23 protein-coding genes and 1 pseudogene are annotated in these 21,755 nt (G+C 61.3%); 9 read left to right on the forward strand and 15 right to left on the reverse strand.

The annotated features are described in order from the left end of the window. Nucleotides 1–55: 55 nt before the first annotated feature. Nucleotides 56–463 carry a cupin domain-containing protein gene (locus IVA96_RS07455; RefSeq protein WP_247416501.1) on the reverse strand — a complete coding sequence of 136 codons (408 nt, stop codon included), beginning with the start codon at nt 461–463 and terminating at the stop codon, nt 56–58. Then, entirely contained in the window at nt 460–1,476 is a 1,017-nt protein-coding gene (locus tag IVA96_RS07460; RefSeq protein ID WP_275975192.1) for an aldo/keto reductase, read from the reverse strand. Before IVA96_RS07460 ends, IVA96_RS07455 begins: the two co-directional genes overlap by 4 nt. A gap of 416 nt (nt 1,477–1,892) precedes the next feature. Between IVA96_RS07460 and IVA96_RS07465 the strand changes: the two genes are divergently transcribed. Then, the gene (locus IVA96_RS07465) at nt 1,893–2,198 is read left to right on the forward strand and encodes a hypothetical protein (RefSeq protein WP_247416504.1); all 306 of its coding nucleotides are present in this window, start codon (nt 1,893–1,895) and stop codon (nt 2,196–2,198) included. Nucleotides 2,199–2,519: 321 nt separating this feature from the next. Here the strand turns inward: IVA96_RS07465 and IVA96_RS07470 are convergent, their stop codons facing one another. Further along, entirely contained in the window at nt 2,520–2,765 is a 246-nt protein-coding gene (locus IVA96_RS07470; RefSeq protein WP_247416507.1) for a hypothetical protein, read from the reverse strand. A gap of 373 nt (nt 2,766–3,138) precedes the next feature. Further along, nucleotides 3,139–4,071, reverse strand: a complete 933-nt coding sequence (locus IVA96_RS07475) for an NAD(P)-dependent oxidoreductase (RefSeq protein WP_247416510.1) — start codon at nt 4,069–4,071, stop codon at nt 3,139–3,141. A gap of 406 nt (nt 4,072–4,477) precedes the next feature. Between IVA96_RS07475 and IVA96_RS07480 the strand changes: the two genes are divergently transcribed. Further along, entirely contained in the window at nt 4,478–5,158 is a 681-nt protein-coding gene (locus tag IVA96_RS07480) for a response regulator transcription factor (RefSeq protein WP_275975194.1), read from the forward strand. A gap of 60 nt (nt 5,159–5,218) precedes the next feature. Then, nucleotides 5,219–6,607, forward strand: coding sequence for an ATP-binding protein (locus IVA96_RS07485; protein WP_247416512.1), 1,389 nt, complete (start codon nt 5,219–5,221; stop codon nt 6,605–6,607). Nucleotides 6,608–6,627: 20 nt separating this feature from the next. On the opposite strand, the gene IVA96_RS07490 is transcribed toward IVA96_RS07485, so the two are convergent. The 8 genes from IVA96_RS07490 to IVA96_RS35750 form a co-directional block, all read right to left on the reverse strand. Further along, nucleotides 6,628–7,167, reverse strand: a complete 540-nt coding sequence (locus tag IVA96_RS07490; RefSeq protein WP_247416515.1) for a cytochrome family protein — start codon at nt 7,165–7,167, stop codon at nt 6,628–6,630. 556 nt (nt 7,168–7,723) lie between these two features. Further along, nucleotides 7,724–8,557, reverse strand: coding sequence for an ABC transporter permease (locus tag IVA96_RS07495; protein ID WP_247416516.1), 834 nt, complete (start codon nt 8,555–8,557; stop codon nt 7,724–7,726). Continuing rightward, a complete protein-coding gene (locus IVA96_RS07500) occupies nt 8,547–9,173 on the reverse strand; it encodes a phosphate ABC transporter ATP-binding protein (protein WP_247416518.1) in 627 nt (208 codons plus the stop codon). Before IVA96_RS07500 ends, IVA96_RS07495 begins: the two co-directional genes overlap by 11 nt. 234 nt (nt 9,174–9,407) lie before the next feature. Continuing rightward, nucleotides 9,408–9,623 carry a hypothetical protein gene (locus IVA96_RS07505; protein WP_247416520.1) on the reverse strand — a complete coding sequence of 72 codons (216 nt, stop codon included), beginning with the start codon at nt 9,621–9,623 and terminating at the stop codon, nt 9,408–9,410. A 33-nt stretch (nt 9,624–9,656) separates the two neighbouring features. Next, a complete protein-coding gene (locus tag IVA96_RS35565; RefSeq protein ID WP_346347893.1) occupies nt 9,657–9,998 on the reverse strand; it encodes a DUF2158 domain-containing protein in 342 nt (113 codons plus the stop codon). Between the two features lie 20 nt (nt 9,999–10,018). Then, the gene (locus IVA96_RS07515) at nt 10,019–11,368 is read right to left on the reverse strand and encodes a sorbosone dehydrogenase family protein (RefSeq protein ID WP_247416525.1); all 1,350 of its coding nucleotides are present in this window, start codon (nt 11,366–11,368) and stop codon (nt 10,019–10,021) included. Continuing rightward, the gene (locus IVA96_RS07520; protein ID WP_247416526.1) at nt 11,365–11,814 is read right to left on the reverse strand and encodes a DUF2231 domain-containing protein; all 450 of its coding nucleotides are present in this window, start codon (nt 11,812–11,814) and stop codon (nt 11,365–11,367) included. The genes IVA96_RS07515 and IVA96_RS07520 overlap by 4 nt, the downstream gene beginning before the upstream one ends. Before the next feature lie 274 nt (nt 11,815–12,088). Beyond that, nucleotides 12,089–12,292, reverse strand: coding sequence for a hypothetical protein (locus IVA96_RS35750; RefSeq protein WP_346347890.1), 204 nt, complete (start codon nt 12,290–12,292; stop codon nt 12,089–12,091). On the opposite strand from IVA96_RS35750, the pseudogene fdhD reads away from it, so the two are divergent. The 3 genes and pseudogenes from fdhD to cydB form a co-directional block, all read left to right on the forward strand. Next, nucleotides 12,204–12,803, forward strand: a pseudogene (gene fdhD / locus IVA96_RS07525) (formate dehydrogenase accessory sulfurtransferase FdhD); the annotation flags it as partial. The gene IVA96_RS35750 and the pseudogene fdhD sit on opposite strands and share 89 nt — an antisense overlap. 250 nt (nt 12,804–13,053) lie before the next feature. Continuing rightward, nucleotides 13,054–14,451 (forward strand): cytochrome ubiquinol oxidase subunit I, encoded by a 1,398-nt coding sequence (locus IVA96_RS07530; protein ID WP_247416528.1) that lies wholly within the window; start codon nt 13,054–13,056, stop codon nt 14,449–14,451. Nucleotides 14,452–14,453: 2 nt separating this feature from the next. Further along, nucleotides 14,454–15,440 (forward strand): cytochrome d ubiquinol oxidase subunit II, encoded by a 987-nt coding sequence (gene cydB, locus IVA96_RS07535; protein WP_247416531.1) that lies wholly within the window; start codon nt 14,454–14,456, stop codon nt 15,438–15,440. A 261-nt stretch (nt 15,441–15,701) separates the two neighbouring features. On the opposite strand, the gene IVA96_RS07540 is transcribed toward cydB, so the two are convergent. After that, nucleotides 15,702–16,949 carry a cupin domain-containing protein gene (locus IVA96_RS07540; protein WP_247416533.1) on the reverse strand — a complete coding sequence of 416 codons (1,248 nt, stop codon included), beginning with the start codon at nt 16,947–16,949 and terminating at the stop codon, nt 15,702–15,704. Nucleotides 16,950–17,188: 239 nt separating this feature from the next. On the opposite strand from IVA96_RS07540, the gene IVA96_RS07545 reads away from it, so the two are divergent. The 3 genes from IVA96_RS07545 to IVA96_RS07555 are packed head-to-tail and all read left to right on the forward strand — an operon-like array spanning nt 17,189 to nt 20,448. Then, nucleotides 17,189–19,504, forward strand: coding sequence for an FdhF/YdeP family oxidoreductase (locus IVA96_RS07545; RefSeq protein WP_247416535.1), 2,316 nt, complete (start codon nt 17,189–17,191; stop codon nt 19,502–19,504). 6 nt (nt 19,505–19,510) lie between these two features. Further along, entirely contained in the window at nt 19,511–20,002 is a 492-nt protein-coding gene (locus IVA96_RS07550) for a hypothetical protein (RefSeq protein ID WP_247416537.1), read from the forward strand. A 38-nt stretch (nt 20,003–20,040) separates the two neighbouring features. After that, nucleotides 20,041–20,448, forward strand: coding sequence for a hotdog domain-containing protein (locus tag IVA96_RS07555; RefSeq protein ID WP_247416540.1), 408 nt, complete (start codon nt 20,041–20,043; stop codon nt 20,446–20,448). Between the two features lie 116 nt (nt 20,449–20,564). Here IVA96_RS07555 and IVA96_RS07560 read toward each other — a convergent pair whose 3' ends face one another. Both IVA96_RS07560 and IVA96_RS07565 read right to left on the reverse strand, forming a co-directional pair. After that, nucleotides 20,565–21,242 carry an AraC family transcriptional regulator gene (locus IVA96_RS07560; RefSeq protein WP_247416543.1) on the reverse strand — a complete coding sequence of 226 codons (678 nt, stop codon included), beginning with the start codon at nt 21,240–21,242 and terminating at the stop codon, nt 20,565–20,567. A 57-nt stretch (nt 21,243–21,299) separates the two neighbouring features. Then, a complete protein-coding gene (locus IVA96_RS07565; protein ID WP_247416545.1) occupies nt 21,300–21,752 on the reverse strand; it encodes a DUF305 domain-containing protein in 453 nt (150 codons plus the stop codon). Nucleotides 21,753–21,755: the final 3 nt, after the last annotated feature.

Here is a 21,755-nt window from a genome sequence, read left to right on the forward strand (position 1 = left end):
GTCTGTTCCGCGTTTGCAGGGTAAATCAAAGATGTGGGGGTTAGGTCGCCTCAGCTCATGGCCAGGTCGCGTCCGGCAGATTGACGACGATAGGCACAGGCGTGCTGCGCACCACGACCCACCGGAAAGGAAGAAGCTGGGAGGGATTGATCTCCATATGGGGAAGAAACGCAGGAACGTGGATGAAGTCGCCAGCCTTCGCGCGTGCAGAGAACTCACCCCTGTCGCCCCAGCGGACTTCGCAACGGCCTGACAGGACGAATGCGATCGTGTCCTGTTCGCCGTGATGGTGGACTCCGGTTCGTGCACCCGGCTCCACTTCGAAAAGGCCACCCCAGATGGTCGACGTGATGCCCAGCGATGGTCCGATCGCGGCGAAGCGATGGGAGCCCGATGTCTGCGCCGTCGCCGCGTCGAATCGCTCGCGGCTTACGATTTGGATTGTTGATCGTGTGTCCATCATGCCGCCTCCCGATCCGGAGGCGCCATGAACTCGGGACCGACGGGATCCTTGATCATCTCCTGAAGAATTCGGTCGATTTCGGCCATGGCGGCATCATCGATTCGCCAGCCGAGCACGTCCGTGATCGGAGAGATTTGCTCCGCGCGTCGAGCACCCCACAACGCAATGTTCAACTCGCCGCGATCGAGTACCCAGCGTACCGCCAGATGGATCACTCCTCTGTTGAAGCGTTCCCGTGCGAACTGGTCGAGCCGCACAACGGCGTCGAGATATTGCTGGAAGCGTGGTGATTGAAATTTCGGATCGCTCTTTCGCAGGTCGTCGCCGGTGAAACGGCTCGATGTGGACATGCTGCCGGACAAGAGGCCTCGGCACAGCGAGCCGTAAGCGAGCAGCGCGATCTTCTTCTCCTGGCAATAGGGGAGCACCTCCTGCTCGATCGCGCGTTCGAACAGATTGTAGGGCGGCTGAGCCGTATGAAGTGGCGCGACCTTGCGGAATTCATTCATTTGCGCCGGGCTGAAATTGCTGACGCCGACCGCCCGAATTTTGCCGTCGCGGTGCAGCGCGCTGACCGCCTCGGCAGTCTCGGCGATCGGTGTCAGGGGATCGGGCCAGTGCACCTGATAAAGATCGATGACATCTGTCCGAAGCCGGCGCAAAGAGCTCTCGGCTTCCTCGATGATGCGGGCCTTGCGCGCGTTGCGGAACGGTTGGCCGTTCCTCCAGTCGAGCCCGACCTTTGTGGCGATGATGGCGTTCCGGCGGCGACCGTCGGCGAGGGCCTTTCCGACAATTTCTTCCGAGCGGCCGAATCCGTAGACGGGCGCTGTATCGATGAGATTGATTCCGCGATCGAGCGCTTCCTGGATTGTCCTGATCGCATCGCGTTCGTCGGTTCCGCCCCACATCCAGCCACCGATCGCCCACGTCCCGAGTGCAATGCGAGATGCGCGGATGGATGTACCGGGAATGTCGATGAATTCCATGTTCTTGTTCGGGGCGAACTTCATGCTTACTCCTGTTTTGTCTGCGCCCATCCGATTGCATGAGACGACGCGGGGGATGGTCGCGCGAACCAATCTGCTCTGATCGGACGCCTGCCCGTCTCTGGACATCGTGGCTGCTACTGCGCACCGGCGGCGTTGAGTGGGCGAACTTGATGGGTCTGAGGTATTGCCGCTGGCGATGCGTCGCTATTAAATTGGACTTCAGATTCGTCACTTTGAATTGACGCCCCGATTGGGGCTGCCATCGGTCGGACGACGCAAGCGGATCCGGACCGATAGCAGGGAGCTCCAGGTCTCTAGCTGCAGCTTAGCGGTAACGGCTGATCGGGATGCAAGGCGTACCAATCGTAGCAGTCCGGGTCGCCATAATAGTAACCGTAACCCGGCCGGTATCTGCCGTAGTGATTCATGGCGTGGTCATGGATACCCGCGCCATACGGATGGGGATGATCGCCAAGGCCGAGATGATCGCCACCGATCCGACCCATGTCGCCATGCATTGCCATGCCGCCGACATGAACGCCTCCGCCGAAGCCGCCCACGTGCGCACCTCCTCCGAAACCGCCCATGTGTCCGCCACCGCCGAAACCTCCGCCGTGACCGCCACCACCACCTCCTCCGCCGCCGCCGCGTGCATCCGCCGCGCCGACAGCCAGTGCGGAGGCAAGCGCAGCCGAAGCCAGGATCATCATCACTCGTTTCATCAGAATACTCCTTGTATTTGAATGTTCACTGGTCAGCGCGGCATCCGTACGTGGTTGCGTGGCCAGGCTTTCGCGATGCTTGAAAGAGTAGGGACGCCCGACAGCTGCGCCATTCAAATCGCCTTCACAAAGACTGGAGTACTGTCCACTCGCGGCAAGTTGAGAAATTCAGAGAACCAAGGCGATACGTCGCTTGACGCTCCGAGCCGGAGAGAACGAGCAATAAAAAACGGGCTGGAACGGAATCCAGCCCGTTTTCGTCTGTGCGCTGATCGACAAAGGGCCACAAGCGCCAAGGCGCAAGAAGAGCAGTCGATTCAGCCGAAACCCGCAGTACGCAGATTAGAACGCGCCTGTGCCCGGTTCGCAGGGGACGTTATTGCCGGTCCACGGTGCCGTCGCAAATGCGCCGACGCGTGGCGGCTGAACGCAGGCACGGTTACCGGAATAGAACGGCGCTTCTGGTGCGGCGGCATTCGCTTCCATGGCGGCCCGCCGGGAGGCGACGCCGCTTTCGCGAGCCATGGCCGGCGTTGCGAGCATTGCCACCGCGATGAGTCCAGTCGAGAGCAGTTTGAGATACGTCATCGAGCTTCTCCGTTGAAAAACAGCAGGGCCGAGGTCAAGGGGGTGGCCCGTCTCAGCAGATGCGGTGCTCACGGATCGGCCAAACGCACGAAATGTTCACGGGGCTTCAATGGAGCGTGAGTCAGGAGTGTAAGGAACGGGACGGCAGCCGTACGCGCCATTGCGAAACCGTTCTATCGCGCCGCGCGCAATCGCGCGTGCGAACGTTAGCTTCAACGCTCACCAGGTTCATTTTGTGAAGGCGGCAAGTGAGTGCGCAAAGCACTTCATGATCGCAGTTCGCAAAGGGGAGGAGAGAGGTGTCCGTGCTGCGCTTCGTTAATGCCCCGCGTTAGCGTTAAGGCGGTCGTACCTTGTTGCACGACCGACGGGTCTAAAGTCCCGCTTCCTCCGAAGCCACCATTCCGAGCGCCGTCCAGTCGAGCCCACCGTGGCCACGCGCGATTCCCGTGATCAGGCGGTCGCGAACGACACTCACCGATGGCATTGGAGCGCCGGCCAACTCCGCCTCGGCCAACGCCAAGCGGACGTCCTTGAGGGCCAAAGGCATCGTCAATCCCGGCTTATAGCTGCCGGCAATGAGCCGGCTGCCATAGTTTTTATGGACGCGACTGTCGAACATCGTGCCAGTCATGATATCCACAAATTGCTGAGGGTCCTGTCCGCGCTTGCGCAGAACAGTGACGATTTCTCCGAGGACCTCGAGAGCCGTCGCCGTCATCATGTTGCCCAGCAGCTTGACCAAATTGGCCTGTGCAGGTTCCGTCCCGATGACCAAAGTCTGCCCTAGTGAATCCGTCACGGACCGGCAATTTTCACAGGACCCCGGCTTGCCCGCCATGATGATGGCCAGCTGTCGGGCTCTGGCGGCGTCGGGATTGCCAAACACGGGGGCTGCAACGTAGCCTTGACCGCGACGTTCATGCTCGAGCAGAAATGCGGCCGAGGCCTCGGTGCTGATGGTGCTCATCGACAGATGGATCGCGCCCGGCCGTAGGGACTCCGATATCCCGAATGGTCCAAAGAAGACATTCCGCACGGCGGCGTCATCCGGCAGCATGGTGATGATGATGTCGCTATCCAACAAGTCCGAGCGACACGTTGTTGCCGTCAATCCGAGCGCGTGGAGGTCGTTGATGCGCTCCGGTCGGCGCACATAGGCGCACAAGTTGTGACCGTCGGCCGCAAGATTGGATGCCATTGCTGTACCCATCAGGCCCAGCCCGATAAATCCAATTTTGGGGGGCATCTGCCTGTCAACCTGCGGATTGCCATTCACGCGCCGTTCGTGGGTATTGTCCAGCATGGCAGCTCTTTCTCTTAGTCGCGTACTCTGGAACGTAAGCATCTGGTCGAGGATGTCGTCTAAAATCGATTTCAGTGTTGGCGGAGGCAAAAGTAGAAGGTGGGGCCGTCCGGCTCCTGGCGATGACGACCAATGGGGTCCGCGCCCGATCCCTTAAGCTCTTTAAATTGCTATTTAATGGCACGACCCGGAAAGGGCGATTATGTCTGTTGTCGACAGTCGTGCCGCGCTTGCCGAGGCCACCTGATAAGCCGGAGCGGGCGGCGCTGCGCCAAGTCAGTGGGATAGCGCGGTCGGGCTCCCTCCAAGTCGGCCATTTGAGCGGAGGCCTATGACTTTGCCAATGAGCGAGCATATGATTTCCAGCCAACCGGCTGAGCAGTTTGGACTACCTGAGATCGAGCTGATGATGAAGGTTCTTCTGATCGAGGACGACGCCGGAACGGCCGAGGAGATCGTGGGCGAGCTGAGCGAGCTTGGGTTTGAGGTCGAGTGGGCGTCAAACGGAATTGAAGGCCTCGACAAAGCCCGGGCGCTGCATCCCGATGTCCTGATCGTCGATCGCATGCTGCCCGGTATGGACGGGCTTACAATCATCGCGGCGTTGCGCAAGGAGCAGGTTAGCACTCCGGTCCTGGTGCTGAGCGCGCTCGGCGCCGTCGACGATCGGGTGCGAGGCTTGCGAAGCGGTGGAGACGATTACCTGACGAAGCCCTTCGCAGTCGTGGAGCTCATAGCAAGAATAGAAGCCCTGCTTCGTCGTCCCACGGACAGCCGCGGGACGACGTTGCGGGTCGGTCCTCTTGAACTCGATCTGATCGAGCGTACCGCGTGGCGCGGCGAGCGAAAGATCGATTTGTTGCCACGCGAATTCCGCCTGCTCGAATACATGATGCGGCGAAGTGATCAGTTGCTGACGCGTGCAATGTTGCTCGAAGAGGTCTGGAATTACAAGTTCGTCCCGGCCACGACCAATCTGGTCGATGTGCATATGGGCCGGCTGCGGCACAAGGTCGACGGCGCTGGGGAACCCCAGTTGATCCACAACGTCCGGGGCTCCGGGTTTATTCTGCGACCGCAGCAATAGGCGCTGCCAGCGCCGTTGCCCGGCGATCGAATGAGGTACGAACACCAACCGGCGGGATCGATGCGCCAGCTCCAATTCATACGCTCGAACACCTTCCGCTGGGCCTCGGCGGTGGCCGCTGTCTTCGCCCTGTTCATGATCGTGCTGTTCGGCTTCATCTACTGGAAGATCGACGGCTACTTGATTGCGCGATCCGATCGCATGATCGCTCAACAGCTCAATTTCATGGCAGCGCTGCCGCGGGATCGCCGCGCCGCTGCAATCTCGGACCACCTTGGCCAGGATTCCCGAGGCGTTCAGTTTGCGGGATTGTTCGATCCTGCCGGCAATCGGCTTGCCGGCAACCTCAGAGAGCTGCCGCGGGACTTCACGGTCGATGGAGCGGCACAGGCCGCGAGGGTAGCGCCGGTTGGTCAACCTCCAAGCGGCGATCCGCTGATTCGGGCGATAGGTCGGCGTCTGGAAAACGGCGATGTCCTCGTGTTGGGGCGGAACGTCGACGAGACAAGCGAGATATCGAGCGTCGTGGGGCAAGCCCTCGCGCTCGGGCTCTTGCCAGCGCTCTGCCTTTGCTTGTTGGCCGGAGCCTGGCTGAGCGTGCGCGCGCAACGGCGGGTGGAGGAGGTCAATCAGCGGGTTCAGCGCATCATCGCCGGCGACCTCCGCGAGCGCCTCCCGCATCGTAACGTCAGCGATCCGTTCTCCCGATTGGCCGTGATTGTGAACAGCATGCTCGATGAAATGGAAGCAATGATCAACGCGCTCGCTGGCGTCGGCAACGATATTGCGCACGATTTACGAACCCCGTTGACCCGCGCCCGATTGTCCCTGGAGCGCGGGCGTACACATGCAACCACCTTGGAGCAGCTTCAGAGCGTCACGGACAAGGCGATCGGAGGCATTGATCAGTCGCTCGCGATTATCACCGCTCTCCTGCGACTGACGGAGATTGAGAACAGTCGGCGTTCGGCCAGGTTCGGCAATGTTGCGCTTCATGAAATCTTACGAGAGGTATGTGACATCTACGAGCCGATCGCCGAGGACAAGACCATCGAGCTTGGCGTGGACATCGACCGCAAGCTGCACGTTTGGGGTGATCGCGATCTGCTCTTCGAGGCCGTGGCGAACCTCGTCGACAACGCCATCAAGTTCACACCGGCGGGTGGGAAGGTCGGCCTGGACCTACTGCGTGGGGACAAGGAAACCATCGTGCGCGTGACCGATACCGGTTCGGGTATCAGTGAACAGGAACGCGAAGCCGTGCTACGGCGGTTCTACCGCTCCGACAAGATGCGCAACACGCCGGGCGTCGGGCTGGGACTTAGCCTGGTGGCGGCCATCATCAAGCTGCACGGCTTCCGGCTGGTCATTCATCCCGGCTCGGGAGGGCGGATCGAGATCGTCTGCCTTGACAAGGCAAACGGACCAACTCGTTGCAGAGATGATTGATGCAACGGGCAGATGCGGCGCTATCGTCCAGCTTTGTCGAAAATCAGGTCTGATTGGGCTGCGCCGCTCGGTCGGCCAATCACGATCGTGCCGTGGTTCAGCGCCTGGTGACAGGAGTTGCAGGCGTCGCTGAGCTCGTCATAGGCCTTGCCAAAATCGGCGTCGTCCCTCCGACCGATCGCAACCTTAAGGTCCTCGATCGGCTTTTGGATAACTGACTCGATCATGTCGGAAAACGGGGTGCCCTCTTCGATTGGATGCGCGCGTCCGAGTCGGCCGAAGGCACCGCGGAGATTGCCTAGCTCGTAGGTGGCAAAATTCCAGTCGCCAGCCTGTTCGGCACGCCATATCCGCTCGTGTCTGGGTTGAATCGTGCCGATCATCATGTCGCTGATGCTCGGCAGATACGTCGCCGGTTGAGTGGAGGAGACGCTTCCTGAGCCGGCATGAGCTCCGGGCAGGCGCACAATTACGGTTGTCAGCGGGATCAAAATGGCGGCCGACAGTAGGACAAGCGCCAGCGAGCTCTTCGATATCGCAGGCAACGGAACAAGGTTCATGGTGGTTGTTCCGAACGTGAGTTAGGGCCGGTGTCATCAACGGACGGGAAATCCGCTCCGTCAGGCGGGCATTGCGCGCGCATTGCAGTCGTCATGCTTACCGCGCGTCTCCCGCAGCGTGCGCGCGACAGTTCTGTCGCGCGCACGGTAGCGAAATGGCGCAATCCGCGGGTCCGCTTGCCAAAGCCGCTATCGAGCTTCTCGTGAGCCACGCGCATGGCGTGATTTCAAAGCCAGTGCCGGCAGCGGCGAGGCTGTCAATATTTGGAACCACATCCAGGCGGTCATGAGGGGCAGCAGGATCATCGTCTCAACTCGCGGATTGCCATTGCTCGAGCTAGAACTGGGCTCTCAAAGAGCCGAAGCCTTTCGCAATTGCACGATGCTGTCGCCAGCTTGGGGTCTTTTCGCAAGTTCGGTGGCGTCCCTCGGAGGCGGCTCAAATCACTACGGCGCTACGAGAGCGACCCCTTCACGGGCAACGAAGAGTTGTCTGACGGCAAGATTGTCGAGGATGTGCGCGGTGGTGCGGCGAATCTGTCGACAGATGAGTTAATCAGCGTGCTTGCCCAGACGCGCGGCTCGAGGCCATTGTCTCCGCCGGCCGAATCGTGAGTTGGGCCGCGGCGGAAAACGCGCGTGAGCGCATGAGAACCGTTGCAACGAGACCGGTGATGCCGGAGGCGGCGAGGATCATCGCCACGATAATGAATTGGTAGATGCCAGCATAGACCGGGCTGGCGCCGGAAACCACCATCCCGGCCATCACTCCCGGGATCCACACCAGCCCCAGCGATTTCATCATGTCGAGGCGGGGCAGAAGGCTTGCGTAGACGGCACTCTGAAGGTAGGGCGCAACGATGACGGCGGGCTCGGCGCCGAGCGACAGGCCTGCCTCGATCTGGCCGACATGGGCAAGGAGCTCGGCTCGGAGACGCTCGATTGCCTGTGCGCACGCATTCATCGCGTTGGCGATGATCATGCTGCCGACCGGGACGAGCATTGAAATGTCCGGCTTAAGACTGCGGATCGCCAGCATCACGGCGATAACGGTGCCTGCACCTGCGGCAATCGACCAGAAACAGAGCGGAAGTGCACCAGCCACACCCTTGAGACGTTGGGCGGCCGTGATCGCTGCGGCGATCGCCATCATGAACAGGATGAGGCAGCCGATCAGCAGGCGGCCATGCAACAGCAGGGCCAGTACCAGGCCGACCAGAATCATCTGCACGAGGCCGCGCGCCATCGATACGATCGCCTCACGCTCTATATGCACGGATTGCCAGCGACACAGTGCGACGACCGCCGCGCACAGCGCGATCGCCCCGCCGGCCTGCGCGAGGCCGGTCAGCACGTCGTTGCCAATACTGTTCTGGAGTTCAGCCAGCATGCAGAACCTCGTCGGTGGGGCCGATCGCGGCCAGCCGGCCCGCTTGCATGACCATCGTTCGCCTCGCAAGCCGCTCCGCCTGGGCGAGATTGTGCGTGACGATGAGGCACGTCATTCGCCGTTCCCTGACGATGCCGAGAACGAGTTCCTCGATGCCGCGCACCGACGCCTCGTCCAGGGCGGAGGTCGGCTCGTCCAGCAACAGCACCTCGGGCTGGTTCGCAAGGGTCCGCGCCAGCGCGACGCGCTGGGCTTCGCCGCCGGAGAGGTTGCTGACGTCGCGATCGCCAAATCCGGACAAGCCGACACGCTCCAGAAGACCCTCGATGTGAGTGGACGTCAGCATCGTGCCGCGTTGACGCGGCCCAAACGCAATGTTGGCGGCGATGGTGCCTGGGAAAAGATACGCCGTCTGCATCAACACGCCCACCCGGCGCCGCAATTCCCGTGGCGTGATGGAACGGTAATCCTGCGACTTGAGCAGGACGGTGCCGGACGTCGGCTCGTCCAGACGATTGAGTAGCCGGAGGAACGACGATTTACCGGCTCCGCTTGGTCCGACGATGGCGAGTATCTCGCCGGCCAATACCTGTACACTGACGTCCTGGACGAGCACGCGCCCAGCCAGCTCCCGTGACAGATGTCTGGTTTCGACGTCGGCGATTGCCGCAGCCCGCTCGGGCTCGATTGCGGCCTGCGGAGCGGGGTCTGCTCCTGCTCTCATGTCATTCGCGACACCGGTCGGCCTTGTTGCCACGGGACGTTCCTCTCGACAGGCCACCGCGAAAAGCGGCGAAGGTCCAACAATCACGAGACGGTGGATAGCTAATGATTGGCATACACGCGACGTCTAGGCCGCACGTTTGGGAGTATACGGTCCAATCACGCACTTGTAGCCCTGTAACGTCCACTGGCTGTAAGGGCCATGCGAGAGCCAATCGGCGATTCCTGTCTGGGCATTGGTCCCGCATGCACTCATGGTGATGCCCGACTGCTCGCTATTGGTGACCACCTTTTCCAGACAGAGCGCTCCGTTGCAGAGGATTGCCACCAGAGTGATCAACATTTTCGCCTCCCGGAGGATTCCAAAACAGATCGATTAGAACTTCTGCAGCACGTCGGCCGGGAAGGTGGCATCGTCGGGTTGGCCGCTATCGTCCGTCCAAATGCATTTGACTTGGTCGTCATTGACCGCGGATACGGTCATCATGGGTCCTCCAGATCGCAACCTGACAAGCTCGCCACGCTCGAATTGGCGGGCCGTTGCATCGGGCTGGACGGAAGCCCGCGGGGATATCGATGCTGGGGCGGCGAGTGCCGGACACGATGCGCCAATCGCCAGAAATAGCGTCGCAACTGCGATGCGTCGTTTGTTTCGCGGAGACATGTCAACCTCTATCCTTCGTGAGTACACGATCGGTGCTCGATGCGCCGATCCCATTCGATTCGATGACAGGATCGCTACGAGGCCGGCTTGGGCGTCGCCGACGTGCCAGCCGATGAGACGCGCCACACCGCATTGCCGACGTCGTCGGCGACCAGCAGTGCGCCACTACGATCCATGGCGAGGCCGACGGGCCGGCCATGGGTGTGGTTGTTCGCATCGAGGAAGCCAGTGACGACGTCCTGCGCTGGGCCGGAAGGCTTGCCATCCTTGAAGGGTACGAAGACCACCTTGTAGCCATTAAGCGGCGTTCGATCCCAGCTGCCGTGCTCCCCGACGAAGGCGCCGCTCTGATAGTTGGCAGGAAGATTGTGGCCGGAGGACATGGCAAACCCCAGGGGAGCCACGTGGGAGCTGAGCGCGTAGTCCGGCACGATCGCTTTGGCGACTAGATCCGGCCGTTGCGGCTGAACGCGCGGGTCGAGATGTTGACCGTAATAGCTGTACGGCCAGCCGTAGAACCCGCCATCCTGCACGGAGGTGAGATAGTCCGGCACCAGGTCGGGTCCGATCTCGTCACGTTCGTTGGCAATCGCCCACAGCTTGCCGGTGGTCGGCTCCCACTGTAACCCCGTCGGGTTGCGCGTCCCGCTGGCAAAGATGCGGTGAGCGCCGGTGGTGCGATCGACTTCCCAGATGGCTGCGCGTTCGTACTCGGCTTGTATGCCGTTTTCCGCAATATTGCTGTTCGATCCGACGCCGATATAAAGCTTGGATCCGTCCGGGCTCGCCAGCAGGCTCTTCGTCCAATGGTGATCGATCGGTCCACCCGGCAGATCGGTCAGCTTGGTACCTTTGGCGGTGATGCTGGTCTGCCCGTCCTGATACGGATAGCGCATGATCGCATCCGTATTTGCAACGTAGAGATCGTGACCAACCAGCGCGACGCCGAACGGAGAATTGAGGTGATCCAGAAACACTGACCGTACGTCGGGAATGCCATCACCATTGGTGTCGCGGAGCAATGTGATCCGGTTGGCGTCCTTCGCCTTGGCGCCGGCGAGCGTCTCTACCACGCCGGTGACCAGATCCTTGGGACGGAAGATCGGCGCCTTCGGGCCGTTGCTCTCGACGACCAGCACGTCCCCGTTCGGCAGGACGTAAACCGAGCGCGGATGCTGCAGCCCTGTGGCAAGCGCTTGGACCTTTAGCCCCTGCGGGACCTTGGGTGTCTCGGATCCCCAGCCCACAGGTGTCGCAATGCGGATCGGCGGCAGCAGGTATTGATGCAGTTGCGGCAGCACGGCATTGGCGCCGATCTGCAGTTTCGGATCACCTCCGGCATCGTTGCAGCCGGCCAGACCCAAACCGGCGACAGCGGCCATGATGGCAGCAACCTGGGGCAAGCTCGTCCTGACTGCGGTCATGCCTTTGCTCCGCTACGATAGCGACGGGTCAACGTCCAGCCGGGGGAGATCGCGAAAAGCAGAACAACGAGCACGATACCCGAGAGGGTCAGCCCCGTGGGAACGACCGCGGTATAGCCGTCCCGGCTATGGATGAGGACATTGAAAATGGACAGCACGACCGCGGCCGCGAAGGCAGATGCGCGGATCCATGCCGGTCTTTGGTTTCGAAAGAGATCGACCATCGCGGCCAGCGCGACGAGCGCGGCCATGACGAGTCCCCCCGCGATCAGCCAGACCGAAAACCGGTACCACATCACCTCGGCCGTCCTCCAATAGGCCAGGTCGGTCGCGAACGCCGCCGCAAAGTAGGCAATCGGGAATGGCACCAGGATCTGATGGATCGGTCGACTGAGTGAGCCGGCCGCTGGTCGGCTGCCGAGACCGGCAATATCCAGCTTAGTCATGCTTGTACCCTCCGTGCATTGAGTTGGCCATCATCAGATCGTGCATCGCGATTCACGCGGCGCTACCGGCCTGTGTTGGGCTTGCCTCTGATATCGTCGTCGACCATCGAGTGATCTTTCGAATTCGCACGCGGCGGCCCGAATCGATTGTCCGGAAGCATCGTCGTGCGTTCAAGAAAATGCGATCGCGGCACGGAACATATGTCGGGGGGCGTGGCTATCTGAACGGGCACGGTAACTGAAAAGGCGCAGCAATGATCGGCGATGGTCCGCTTCAGCAGCGTGCGAAGCTTTTCTGGCGCGGCGGAAATCCCACGCTTTCATCGAGATATGTGGCGGAGGAGAGGGCGATAGCGCTCACCTTTGGCGGATCCACCAACGCCGTGATGATGGCCACGCCGGCCGATCTCGAGGATTTCGGAGTCGGCTTTGCCTTGACGGAAGGGATCATCGACCAGGCCAACGAGATCGCCAGCATCGAGATCGTGGAGAGCAGCCTCGGGATCGAGGTTCAAATGTGGTTGGACCGATACCGGGCGGACGAACTCTTGACGCGTCGACGGGCCATGGTCGGTCCGGTCGGCTGCGGATTATGTGGCATCGAAAGCCTGGAGCAGGCCTGTCCCGCGCCACGGCAGGTATCAAGCACGGCGACCTTTCGTGCACGCGACCTGTTGAACGCCATGAGCGCGCTCGCGCCGCTGCAAGGGCTCAATCAGAAGACGCGGAGCATGCATGCCGCAGCCTTTTGGCAACCGCACAAGGGCATCGGTCTGGTGCGGGAGGATGTCGGCCGTCACAATGCCCTCGACAAGCTTGCCGGTGCGCTGATGCGGGAAAACACGGCTCGTGCGGGCGGCGCGATCCTTCTGACGAGCCGCGTGTCGGTTGAGATGGTGCAGAAGACCGCGCGGATCGGTGCGCCTGTCCTCGTCGCGGTCTCGGCACCGACCTCGCTCGCAGTCGAAACCGCCGACCAGGCCGGCATCACGCTGATCGCGGTCGCCCGTGCGGACGGATATGAGATCTTTACCCATCCCGGTCGCCTCATCTTTTCCGACTGCCCGACGATCGCAGCGTGCAGTCCGCTCGCCATACGGGATTCATGCGGCAGCTACGGCCGGATCCCGCGTGCAAATGCGCAAAATCCCTTCGCGCCGGAAAAGGCCGTGGTGATGCGACCACTACCTGCACCAGGGCGGGATCAACGCGAGGCCCGTGAGGAGAAGGATAGCTCACATGGATGCAACGGCGCTTCTGTTGTCGCGGATACAGTTCGGCTTCACGATCTCGTTTCATATCATATTCCCGGCCTTCACCATCGGTCTTGCGGCCTGGCTGACCGTCCTCGAAGCCATGCACATGCGAACGGGTCGTCCCGTCTATCAGGCACTGTTCGAATTCTGGCTCAAGATCTTCGGCATCGCCTTCGGTATGGGAGTCGTCTCAGGAGTCGTGATGGGATTCCAGTTCGGAACAAACTGGAGCGTTCTGGCGAAGATGTCGGGACCTATCCAAGGTCCGCTTCTCTCCTACGAGACCTTCACGGCGTTCATGCTGGAGGCCAGCTTCTTCGGAGTCCTCGTGTTCGGACGCAAGCGAGTGCCGCCATGGTTCTATTTATTCTCGATCGCGATGGTGTCGCTCGGGACCACGTTGTCCGCCTTCTGGATCATGGTCAACAACAGCTGGATGCAGGTGCCGGTCGGCTACGTCCTCCAGAACGGCTACTTCGTGCCGGACGATTGGACGAAGATCATCTTCAATTCGGTCGTATGGTCGCGCTTTCCGCACATGCTGCTGGCGGCCTATCTCACGGGGACATTTTGCGTTGCCGCGACCGGTGCATGGTACGTGCTGCGTGGCGACAACTACGCCGAGTCCAGGGTGATGTTGCGGATGGGACTGTTCCTCGCAGCGCTCCTGATTCCCATTCAGCTCGTGTTCGGCCATCTGGTCGGCGACTACGTTCACGACCACCAGCCGGTCAAGTTCGCGGCCATCGAGGGCCGCTGGCACGACGAGGAGCCTGCGAGCGAAGTGGTGCTCGGGCTGCCCGATCCGGCGACTGAAAGCAACAAATACGAGATCAAGGTGCCGATTCTCGGAAGCATCATCGCCAGCTCGAGCCTGAACTCGAAAGAAGTGGGCTTGGCCGATTTCGCGCCGCAGGATCGCCCGCCAGTGCTGATACCGTTCGTGACGTTCCGCATCATGGTCGGCTGCGGGCTGATCATGCTCGCGATCGCGTGGTTCGGATCCTATCTGAGCATCAAGCGGCGCCTGCGCCGGAACCGCCTCATGCTCTGGGCAATCTTTCTCACCTTTCCGCTTCCGTTCATCGCCATTCTGACCGGCTGGTATGTTGCCGAGGTCGGACGACAGCCCTGGGCGATCTACGGATTGCTGCGGACGGCGGACGCCGTGACGCCGTTCCTGACGGCGCCGGCGGCGATGACCTCGCTCCTGCTGTTCGGCGCGGTTTATCTCTTTATCTTCTCGTTCGGCACATTCTACATCTATCGGCTCTTGCGGACCGGTCCGGCGCGCCTCGTCTTCAACCCGTCGCACGGCGCCTCTCCAAATCGCCCGATGTCGCTCGCCGACGCGAAACTCATTCAGAGCGCAGGAGAATAGAGATGGTTTTGTTCTGGGTCGCTCTTCTGGCCATTAGCATATTGATCTATCTGCTGCTCGATGGATTCGATCTCGGGGTCGGCATGTTGTTCGCACTCGCCGGCAGCGAGGCGGATCGCGACACGATGCTCGACACTGTCGCGCCGGTCTGGGATGGCAATGAGACTTGGCTTGTCGTTGCCGGCGTGATCCTGTGGGGCGCGTTTCCACTCGTCTATGCCACGCTGTTGTCGGCCTTCTATCTGCCGGTCATCATCATGCTGCTTGGGCTGATCCTGCGCGGCGTCGCCTTCGAGTTCCGCCACAGGGCGGCGCGGCAGTTTCGCTGGATCTGGGATGTGAGCTTCGTGGGCGGATCGTTCGCTGCGAGCTTCATGCAAGGCGTGACAGTTGGAGCCCTGGTGCAAGGCCTGAAGTTCACCGACGGGAAGTATGTCGGCGGCGTTTTAGGCTGGCTGAGCTCGTTCTCCGTGTTGTGCGGCATCGGGCTGTGTCTGGGCTACGCTCTTCTGGGCGCCAGCTGGCTGGTGCAAAAGTGCGAGTTAGGCGTCCGTGCAACGGCTCGTCGCCAGATTCCCGGGCTGGCGCTCGCCGTCCTGGCGTTTCTGATCATCGTCTTCGCGCACGCTCTGATCGAGAACCTTCCGATCATGCATCGCTGGCTCGATCGGCCCTATCTGTTCGTGTTTCCAGCCGTCGGTGCCATCGCTGCGGTCGTGCTGGCCAGCAGCATCCTCTATCACAACGATCGCTGGCCGTTCGCCGCCGTCGCCGTCATCTTCGTTGCGGCGTTTGGAACGCTGGCACTGTCCTTCTGGCCTTACATGATCCCGTTTGCCATCACGATCGACGAGGCTGCGGCGCCTCATGCCAGTCTGGCATTCATGTTCTGGGGCGAGGGCCTCTTCGTTTTTCCCCTGATGGTGCTGTATGTCGCGATCGGGTATCGGGTGTTCAGAGGCAAGGTGGGGACGACGCCCGGTCACTAGGACCCTTTGGCCTTATCCGCGGAAGCGCTCGCGATACTCGCTGGGACCGGTGCGCTGCACGCGCAGCGGAGTTTTTGGCTCTCTCGGAATGGCTGAATCAGATCGCCAAATCGATCAAGGACGTGAGGGTGATTTGACGACATCGCGTCGTCGGCATCTTGGCATATGCTCCGGAAGCGAAAGGCCGGCCACGAGAAGGCCATCGATCAGATTCTGCTGATCGATGGCATCTAGCAGGTTCAGGCGAGCGAGGCGTTCGGTCTATCGCTTCGCCATCACGCCGGGCGCATTGTCGGGCCAACCCGCGATCGTGCGTTCGTCGACATTGAGATGCTGGGCCACGAGTTTCGGCGGCGTGTGCGTGAGCCAGTTGAAGAGCGAGACTTCTTCATAGCGGGAGGCGCGAAACACGCCGATGAATTGCAGATCGGTGTCGCCGACGTTCTCGACATAGTGGCCGAGGTTGCGCTTGACATAGCCGATGTCGCCGGCATTGAAGTCCATCGTCAGCGCGTTCGGCCCGGTGTCAAACACCGTCATGCGCGCCTTGCCCTTGATGTAGTATTGCCACTCATCGGCATTGGGGTGCCAGTGCATGTCCCTGATGCCGCCGGGACGAACCGTGACCAGCGCGGCCGCCACAGCGGTCGAAACCTTGAAGTTGCTGCTGTCGGCAACCCGGATGCTTCCCGTATCGGACGATTTGAACGGCTGGGATGATCCGAGCGGGAAGATGAAGGGATGGGTGGGGACGGGGGCATCCTTCTGAATCGCGGCGCGGTCGCCGGTGAGATCACCGGGCACGGTGCCCTGGAATATCCAAAGATTGTGCAGCGGGATTTTCGAAAAAGTATCTGCCCGGACGCTGAAGTTCTTGGCCAGGATCTCGGGCGGTGTGTGTGCGAACCAGTCCGTGACGAGCAGGGTATTGAATTCATCGGCATGGCCGTCATCGAAGCAGATCACGAATTCGCATCCGTCCGGGCCCAAGCCCTGCAGTGAATGCGGCGCTCCCGGCGGGAAATACCAGAGATCACCCTCCTTGACGTCCGCAACATAGGGGCGACCCTGCGCATCGAGAACCGTCACACGGCATGTGCCATAGGTCATGATGGCCCACTCGGCAGCCTGGTGCCAGTGCAACTCGCGGATGCCGCCGGCCGTCAGGCGCATGTTGACGCCAGAGATCTCCTTGGAAATGGCAAAATCGGCAACTGTGACCTCCCGTGCCCATCCGCCATTCTGGATTCGCTTCGGCGCGTTGTTGAAGGAGGCCCACGTTGTCGGCATGCCGCCGACATCCGTCGCCGGAGGAGATTGCGCGGAGGGAAATTGATTGCCCAGAACCTCACTCTGCGGGCCCGGATCAAGGAGATTTCCCGGACCCTTCGCGTTGATGGCGCCCTGGGCCGGCTCGTCCGGATTGCCGAAGGATCCGGCCTTCGCTGCGGACACTGTCATCGCCGCACCCATTGCAGAGGCCGCCAGCAGGTTTCGTCTCGAAATCATGGTCGTATCTCCAAGCGGATTGCACTGCAGAGCCGTCAATGGCGGTCTCTCCCCGTGGAGTTAGGAAGGACCCGCTGCGAGCCAATCCAGAGAGGACGTCAGCCTTTCAAAAATGCACTACGGCATTTCTCTGATCGGACCCTTTGGTCTGTCGCGCTGGCACGATCCGGCAATCTCGAAAGAAAATCCGCGGCTGGAATCACAACTGTTTCGTATCGGTAGGCCCAGAGGTTTTCGCGATGTCGGAACGAAAGGAAATTCACCCCTATCATCATCCGGCCGGCGGGTGGGGTGCGCTCAAGGCCCTCAGCGAACACCTGATCGAACAGCGAATTCCGATCAAGGGCGCGAATACGCTCCGATGCATGAACCAGCCTGAAGGGTTCGACTGTCCCGGCTGCGCCTGGCCCGATCCGAAGCACACCTCGTCATTCGAGTTCTGTGAGAACGGTGCGAAGGCCGTGGCGTGGGAAGCGACCGCGAGGCGTTGCACGCCAGAGTTCTTCGCAGAGCCTTCGGTGGCTGAACTCGCCACCTGGAGTGACTATGATCTTGAGATGGCGGGTCGTCTCACGCATCCGATGGCCTATGATGGAGCAACGGACCGCTACCTTCCGGTGAGCTGGAACAAGGCGTTCTCGATCATCGGCCGCCATCTGAAGGCGCTGCCCGACCCGAACATGGCGGAGTTCTACACCTCCGGCCGCACCTCGAACGAAGCCGCCTTTCTGTATCAACTCTTCGTGCGGGAGTACGGCACCAACAATTTTCCCGACTGCTCGAACATGTGTCACGAGGCGACGAGCGTGGGCTTGCCGCAGTCCATCGGCGTGGGCAAGGGCACGGTCCTGCTGGAGGATTTCGACAAGGCGGACTGCATCTTCATCTTTGGCCAGAACCCCGGCACCAACAGCCCGCGCATGATGACCAATTTGCGCGATGCGGCGCGGCGCGGCGCTTCGATCATCTCGTTCAATCCGTTCCGTGAACGTGCCCTGGTACGGTTCCAGGCCCCGCAGAGCCCGATCGAGATGGCAACGTTCAGCTCGACCGAGATCAGCTCGCGGCTCTACCAGGTGCGGGTCGGCGGTGACGTCGCCGTGATCAAGGGCCTCATGAAGACTCTGGTTGACGAAGACGCCGCGGCGCTGGCGAGGGGTGAAGCGGCCGTTCTAGACTGGGATTTCATCCATGACCACACCCACGGCCTTGATGATCTGGTAAGTGACCTGAGAGCGACGCAATGGGCCGATATCGAGCGTTGCTCGGGGCTCAGCCGCGAGGACATCGAATATGCCGCGCGGGCCTACATGAAGGCCGAGCGCGCGATCATCGTCTATGGCATGGGCATCACCCAGCATCGGCGCGGCGCCCAGAACGTTCAGCAATTGGCGAATCTTGCTCTCCTTCGCGGCCACATCGGCCGTGAAGGCGCAGGCATCTGCCCAGTTCGTGGCCATTCCAACGTGCAGGGAGATCGTACGGTCGGAATCACCGAAGCACCGTCCGGAGAATTTCTCGACCGGCTCGAATCCCGCTTTGGCTTCAAGGCGCCTCGTGCGCACGGTCACAACGTCGTCACGGCGCTCGAAGCGATGATCCGCGGGGATGCCAAGGTGTTCATCGCGATGGGCGGCAACTTTGCAGCAGCCATTCCCGATTGGCAGCTGACGCAAGATGCGCTCAGGCGACTCCATCTCACGGTCCACATCTCGACCAAACTCAACCGCAGTCACCTGGTCCACGGGCGCGATGCCCTGATCCTGCCCTGCCTCGGCCGCACGGAGATAGACATCCAGGCGACCGGGCCGCAGTCCATCACCGTGGAGGACTCCATGTCGATGGTTCATGCGTCGGCCGGTCGCAATCAGCCCGCGTCCGAGCACCTCTTGAGCGAGCCCGCAATCGTTGCCGGCATGGCCCGGGCGACTCTAGGGCAGTCCTCCGTCGTCGATTGGGACGGCTTCGTGGCCGACTATGATCGCATTCGCGAGGCGATCGAGGTCGTGCTTCCGATATTCCAGGCCTACAACGAGCGAATTCGCGTGCCCGGCGGCTTCCATCTCGTCTCGACCGCGCGCGAGCGCAACTGGGCGACCCCGAGCGGCAAGGCTAATTTTCTGGTGTTCGACGGCCTTGGCGAAGATCCGAACGACGATCATCCCGAGACGCTCTGGCTGAGCACAATCCGCAGCCATGATCAGTACAATACCACGCTCTATTCGCTGTCCGATCGCTATCGGGGCGTTTATGGCCAGCGCGACATCGTGTTTCTCAATCAGCTCGAGATGGACAAGCGCGGGCTCACGGACGGCGACCGCGTCGATCTGGTGACCGTCTCGATGGACGGGCGAGAGCGGCGGGTGCGCAACTTCCGCGTGGTCGGATACTCGTTTCCGAACGGCTGCTGCGCGGCCTATTATCCCGAGACCAACCCGCTGGTGCCGCTCTATGCGCACGATCCTCTCAGCTTCACGCCGTCTTCCAAGGGCATCCCGGTCCGGATCGCGCGCACCGGCGCCAAGGTCGCCGACGATTCCTCGCATCAGGATTAGAGTACAATGCAAAATGGGCTGCACAAGGCGTCGGTCTGGATCATCAGAAAATGGCTCGGTGGGATCATACGCTGCGTCGATCGCGTGGATTTGCCAACCGATCTTGAGGAGTTTGGTGCGTTCGAGGCCAATCTCGCGGAAGTCACTGTGGTCGACCATGGTGCCGATTTCGTCGTCTCCAGATGGGGCGCAGAGATTGGCATGCTTTGCGGAGGCAATCAGCGAAACCGGCGCCTATCAGAGCTGCCACAGCCGAGCCGCGCTCAGCTGCGGCGGATCTGCGTGAGGGCAATGACGTCGAGGGCACCAGCCGCTGAAAACGCGATCTGGGCCGTTCGCGGCGGCATTTGGGAGTGTGTGATGCTGGCGTTGCCGACCGCCAGCAGCGAAGACGGCGTTTCGCGCCTGCTGGTCGCGTTGCTCTTCGCGCCTCATCCGCTGTTCGCTGGTCCGTTCCAGCCCGAAGACGCGGCGTGCGCGATTGCAATTGACAGCTGAAGGGAGTTGGCGAAATGCGATCAGAGGAGTTTGGATCGATGGAGCCGAGCACAAACCTTGCCATCGGCATGGCTGCTGCCGTGTCGATTGTCGTCACCGCCGATATGACGGTTGGGCATTTCGTTCCGGGTATGCCACAGGTCTATGCGACCCCGATGATGATCCTGCACATGGAAATGGCTGCTGGCCTCGCGGTCGCAGCCGCTTTGCCCCCGGGCTACGTCAGTGTCGGCATGTCGGTCGATATCCGGCATCTGGCGGCCACCCCGATCGGCCGTCGAGTACGCGCGCTTGCGCGTGTCAAAAGCGTCGACTCGAAGAGCGTATTCTTCGAGATCGAGGCGTGGAATGATCTTAGAAAGATCGGTGCCGGAACCCACCGCCGAGGGATCGTGAATGTCCCTGAGTTCGAGAGGCGGTCCGGCGTTCACCAGGCCCTGAGCTGACGCCCCGCCCATTTGCCGGGCAGCAAAGCGGTCAGCTCGCAGGGCGCGCAGTCGAAGTCGACGGCGCCCTTTCAGCTGCCGTCGACCGGTTCATCTCTGCAGATCGGGCCCTGCCGTCACGGAAGCTCTGCGGCGGCCTCCTCGAGTTCGGATCGTGGGAGCATGTGATTTCCGACGCGCCAGTTCCGGGGAGTGCATCCCGTGAACTGCTTGAACACGGTGGTAAAGTGCGCTTGGGTCTGGAAGCCGACCGAGAGCGCGATCTCAATGATCGGCATTGTGGTGTCCCTCATTAACTCCGCGGCTCGCCGAATACGCCGCTGCAGCAGGAATTCGTGAGGGCGCAGGCCTGTGGCCACACGGAATTGAGAGGCGAAGTGCATGCGGCTAAGTCCGGCGACCGCAGCCAGATCGCGCGAGTTGATCTTCGAGGACATGTCGGCATCGATGTAGTCAATGACGCGTTTGAGCCGCCATTTCTGCAGCCCCTCGATATGGCGGCCTCGAACGGAGACTCGATCGGTCCTCTCCACGTCAGTCCGTAGACCAAACTTCCTGACTGCAATCGCGAGCCGAAGCGATTCCATGCATTGACGATCATTGTTGTGCGTCGCGACCTTTAGGGCCTCGAACAGCGACTGAACGACTTCATCTCCGAACCCCATCTCAGGGTGCATCGACGGCGGAGTCGACAGGTGACCACTTGAAATGGAAGCTGAACGTTCGGCTTCGTTCCCGCTTGGGGCTGAATGCGCGAACAACGGCCGAAGGGGATCCTGGGTCTGGACGGACATCTTGAGTCGCTCCGGGCTAAGGTATGCTGTCAGGTCTTCACGTGTGGCGAGATGCCGTCATTTTGGTGCGTGCGAGGCGATCTCGGCGCCCGTCGACGGCGCTAAACTGACGACGGCCGGCAGCGCGTGGCTCAGAGAGGAGATTTCCTCCTCCTGCTCGCTCACCATTCGCTTTGCGAGCTGCCGAAGTGCGTCGTTGCGGCCGTACTTGATCTCCGCACGCGCCAAGTCGATCGCGCCCTGATGGTGAGGGACCATCACATTGACGAAATCGCGGTCGATGTCGTCGGTCGGCGTCGTCAGCATGCTGCGGTTCATGTTGCTCATCGCAAGATCGATCTCGAACAGAAACTGCTGCTCGTCCGCGCCGGTCGTCCTACGGGCCTCAGAACCGTGCTTCGGATCCTGCGCGAGGGCGAAGGATGTCGCCATGACCGATAGGCTGGTTGCCAGCGAGATAGCGCGTCTGCGTACGAAACCTCGGGAAAACAAGGGCACATCGAACTCCATGGC

Source organism: Bradyrhizobium sp. 159, assembly GCF_023073795.1.
GTDB lineage: Bacteria > Pseudomonadota > Alphaproteobacteria > Rhizobiales > Xanthobacteraceae > Bradyrhizobium.

Excerpts from the sequence above, each read along its gene's own strand:
- IVA96_RS35565 (WP_346347893.1), bottom strand. The coding sequence starts at position 9,998 with ATGGGATCGGCGCATCGAGCACCGATCGTGTACTCACGAAGGATAGAG.
- IVA96_RS07475 (WP_247416510.1), bottom strand. The coding sequence starts at position 4,071 with ATGCTGGACAATACCCACGAACGGCGCGTGAATGGCAATCCGCAGGTT.
- IVA96_RS07515 (WP_247416525.1), bottom strand. The coding sequence starts at position 11,368 with ATGACCGCAGTCAGGACGAGCTTGCCCCAGGTTGCTGCCATCATGGCC.
- IVA96_RS07465 (WP_247416504.1), top strand. The coding sequence starts at position 1,893 with ATGGATACCCGCGCCATACGGATGGGGATGATCGCCAAGGCCGAGATG.
- IVA96_RS07490 (WP_247416515.1), bottom strand. The coding sequence starts at position 7,167 with ATGAACCTTGTTCCGTTGCCTGCGATATCGAAGAGCTCGCTGGCGCTT.
- IVA96_RS35750 (WP_346347890.1), bottom strand. The coding sequence starts at position 12,292 with ATGCTGGCGATCTCGTTGGCCTGGTCGATGATCCCTTCCGTCAAGGCA.
- IVA96_RS07530 (WP_247416528.1), top strand. The coding sequence starts at position 13,054 with ATGGATGCAACGGCGCTTCTGTTGTCGCGGATACAGTTCGGCTTCACG.
- IVA96_RS07495 (WP_247416516.1), bottom strand. The coding sequence starts at position 8,557 with ATGCTGGCTGAACTCCAGAACAGTATTGGCAACGACGTGCTGACCGGC.
- IVA96_RS07455 (WP_247416501.1), bottom strand. The coding sequence starts at position 463 with ATGATGGACACACGATCAACAATCCAAATCGTAAGCCGCGAGCGATTC.
- IVA96_RS07565 (WP_247416545.1), bottom strand. The coding sequence starts at position 21,752 with ATGGAGTTCGATGTGCCCTTGTTTTCCCGAGGTTTCGTACGCAGACGC.
- IVA96_RS07550 (WP_247416537.1), top strand. The coding sequence starts at position 19,511 with ATGCAAAATGGGCTGCACAAGGCGTCGGTCTGGATCATCAGAAAATGG.
- IVA96_RS07540 (WP_247416533.1), bottom strand. The coding sequence starts at position 16,949 with ATGATTTCGAGACGAAACCTGCTGGCGGCCTCTGCAATGGGTGCGGCG.
- cydB (WP_247416531.1), top strand. The coding sequence starts at position 14,454 with ATGGTTTTGTTCTGGGTCGCTCTTCTGGCCATTAGCATATTGATCTAT.
- IVA96_RS07555 (WP_247416540.1), top strand. The coding sequence starts at position 20,041 with ATGGAGCCGAGCACAAACCTTGCCATCGGCATGGCTGCTGCCGTGTCG.
- IVA96_RS07560 (WP_247416543.1), bottom strand. The coding sequence starts at position 21,242 with ATGTCCGTCCAGACCCAGGATCCCCTTCGGCCGTTGTTCGCGCATTCA.
- IVA96_RS07485 (WP_247416512.1), top strand. The coding sequence starts at position 5,219 with ATGCGCCAGCTCCAATTCATACGCTCGAACACCTTCCGCTGGGCCTCG.
- IVA96_RS07520 (WP_247416526.1), bottom strand. The coding sequence starts at position 11,814 with ATGACTAAGCTGGATATTGCCGGTCTCGGCAGCCGACCAGCGGCCGGC.
- IVA96_RS07460 (WP_275975192.1), bottom strand. The coding sequence starts at position 1,476 with ATGAAGTTCGCCCCGAACAAGAACATGGAATTCATCGACATTCCCGGT.
- IVA96_RS07505 (WP_247416520.1), bottom strand. The coding sequence starts at position 9,623 with ATGTTGATCACTCTGGTGGCAATCCTCTGCAACGGAGCGCTCTGTCTG.
- IVA96_RS07545 (WP_247416535.1), top strand. The coding sequence starts at position 17,189 with ATGTCGGAACGAAAGGAAATTCACCCCTATCATCATCCGGCCGGCGGG.
- IVA96_RS07480 (WP_275975194.1), top strand. The coding sequence starts at position 4,478 with ATGATGAAGGTTCTTCTGATCGAGGACGACGCCGGAACGGCCGAGGAG.
- IVA96_RS07470 (WP_247416507.1), bottom strand. The coding sequence starts at position 2,765 with ATGACGTATCTCAAACTGCTCTCGACTGGACTCATCGCGGTGGCAATG.